Origin of the sequence: Desulfovibrio legallii (assembly GCF_004309735.1) — a bacterium.
Taxonomy (GTDB): Bacteria; Desulfobacterota; Desulfovibrionia; order Desulfovibrionales; family Desulfovibrionaceae; genus Desulfovibrio; species Desulfovibrio legallii.
On record NZ_SIXC01000024.1, the window covers coordinates 2501 to 5201 of the forward strand.

Annotated in this window: 2 rRNA genes (1 of these 2 only partly in view); both read left to right on the top strand. The window is 52.8% G+C overall.

The features are described 5' to 3' along the window. Positions 1-2532 (top strand): 23S ribosomal RNA (locus tag EB812_RS11540) (it extends 402 nt beyond the left edge of the window). Positions 2533-2578: 46 nt separating this feature from the next. After that, positions 2579-2693, top strand: a 5S ribosomal RNA gene (gene rrf, locus EB812_RS11545). The last annotated feature ends 8 nt before the right edge of the window (positions 2694-2701 follow it).

Here is a 2701-nt window from a genome sequence, read left to right on the forward strand (position 1 = left end):
GCCGGCACCTGAGTACCGCGAGGCACGTGAAACCTCGTGGGAATCTGGGAGGACCATCTTCCAAGGCTAAGTACTAACCGACGACCGATAGTGCACCAGTACCGTGAGGGAAAGGTGAAAAGAACCCCTGTCAGGGGAGTGAAATAGAATCTGAAACCTGATGCTTACAAGCTGTGGGAGCCGGGCATGCCCGGTGACCACGTGCCTTTTGCATAATGAGTCAGCGAGTTGATCTGTACTGCGAGGTTAAGCGCAAGTGGAGCCGTAGCGAAAGCGAGTCTGAATAGGGCGACAAGTAGTGCGGATCAGACCCGAAACCGGGTGATCTATCCATGAGCAGGTTGAAGCAAGGGTAAAACCTTGTGGAGGACCGAACCAATAACGGCTGAAAACGTTTTGGATGACTTGTGGATAGGGGTGAAAGGCCAATCAAACCCGGTGATAGCTGGTTCTCCCCGAAATATATTGAGGTATAGCCTCGTGGATTGTCTATTGGAGGTAAAGCACTGACAGAGCTAGGGGTCCTACCAGATTACCAAACTCTTTCAAACTCAGAATGCCAATCAGATGTACCACGGGAGTCAGACGGCGGGTGCTAAGGTTCGTCGTCGAGAGGGTAAGAGCCCAGATCAACAGCTAAGGCCTCCAAATCTATGCTCAGTGGTGAAGGTGGTGACGTTGTAGAGACACCCAGGACGTTGGCTTAGAAGCAGCCATCGTTTAAAGAAAGCGTAATAGCTCACTGGTCTAATGACGTTGCGCCGAAAATGTAACGGGGCTAAGCATAGTGCCGAAGCTTTGAATTCCGCGTATGCGGTCTGGTAGGGGAGCGTTCTTCATGGGCTGAAGGCGTGYTGTAAAGCACGTTGGACTGTGGAGAAGTGATTATGCTGACATGAGTAACGATAAAACGGGTGAAAAACCCGTTCGCCGTAAACCCAAGGTTTCCTGGGTAAAGGTAATCTTCCCAGGGTTAGTCGGCCCCTAAGGCGAGGCTGAAAGGCGTAGCTGATGGGAAACGAGTTAATATTCTCGTACTTGTGTGTCCGCGCGATGGAGGGACGCAGGAAGGTAAACGGTCCGGGTGTTGGTATACCCGGTGCAAGCAGGTAGGCGTGCAGCACAGGCAAATCCGTGCTGCTCTACGCTGAGACGCGAGTCCGTGGCCGCAAGGCCTGAAGCCGTTGAGCCTCTACTGCCTAGAAAAGCTCCTAAGTATAGGATACGCAAACCGTACTGCAAACCAACTCAGGTGGGTGGGATGAATAATCCAAGGCGCTCGAGAGAACTCTGGCCAAGGAACTCGGCAAAATAACCCCGTACCTTCGGAAGAAGGGGTGCTCTTTTGGGTAAAGTTGATTCACTTAACCAGCCCGAGGGAGCCGCAGAGAAATGGTGGTGGCGACTGTTTACTAAAAACATAGGTCTGTGCCAAGTCGTAAAGACGACGTATACGGACTGACGCCTGCCCGGTGCCGGAAGGTTAAAAGGAGGGGTCAGCGCAAGCGAAGCTCCGAATTGAAGCCCCGGTAAACGGCGGCCGTAACTATAACGGTCCTAAGGTAGCGAAATTCCTTGTCGGGTAAGTTCCGACCTGCACGAATGGCGTAACGATCTCCACACTGTCTCGGCCAGAGACTCGGTGAAATTGAAGTCGCGGTGAAAATGCCGTGTACCCGCAGAAAGACGGAAAGACCCTGTGCACCTTTACTATAGCTTGACATTGGGATTTGGACCAGCATGTGTAGGATAGGTGGGAGACTGTGAACCCTGTACGCTAGTATGGGGGGAGTCATTGTTGAAATACCACCCTTGTTTTTTCAGGTCCCTAACCCTCTACCGTGATCCGGTGAGGGAACAGTGTCTGGTGGGTAGTTTGACTGGGGCGGTCGCCTCCTAAAGAGTAACGGAGGCATGCAAAGGTTCCCTCAGGCTGATTGGAAACCAGCCGTCGAGTGCAAACGCAAAAGGGAGCTTGACTGYAAGAGAGACATCTCGAGCAGGTACGAAAGTAGGTGTTAGTGATCCGGTGGTCCCGTATGGAAGGGCCATCGCTCATTGGATAAAAGGTACGCCGGGGATAACAGGCTGATCGCATCCAAGAGTTCACATCGACGATGCGGTTTGGCACCTCGATGTCGGCTCATCACATCCTGGGGCTGAAGCAGGTCCCAAGGGTACGGCTGTTCGCCGTTTAAAGTGGTACGCGAGCTGGGTTTAAAACGTCGTGAGACAGTTTGGTCCCTATCTTCTGTGGGCGCTGGAGAATTGAAAGGGCCTGTCCCTAGTACGAGAGGACCGGGATGGACGCACCCCTGGTGGACCTGTTGTCGTGCCAACGGCACAGCAGGGTAGCTATGTGCGGAAGGGATAACCGCTGAAAGCATCTAAGCGGGAAGCCTGCCTTAAGATAAGTTCTCCCTGGAGCAATCCCTGAAGGGCCGAGGTAGACTACCTCGTCGATAGGCTGGAGGTGGAAGCGCCGCGAGGCGTGGAGCTGACCAGTACTAATAGCCCGTGCGGCTTGTTTGAAATTAACTTCCTTCCTTCCCTGTCAATTATATTTTTGACAAATTTCTTTGGTGACCATGGAGGAGAGGGTACACCCGAACCCATTCCGAACTCGGTAGTTAAGCTCTCCATCGCCGATGATACTGCATAACGTCATGTGGGAAAGTAGGCCGTCGCCAAAGATTGCTCA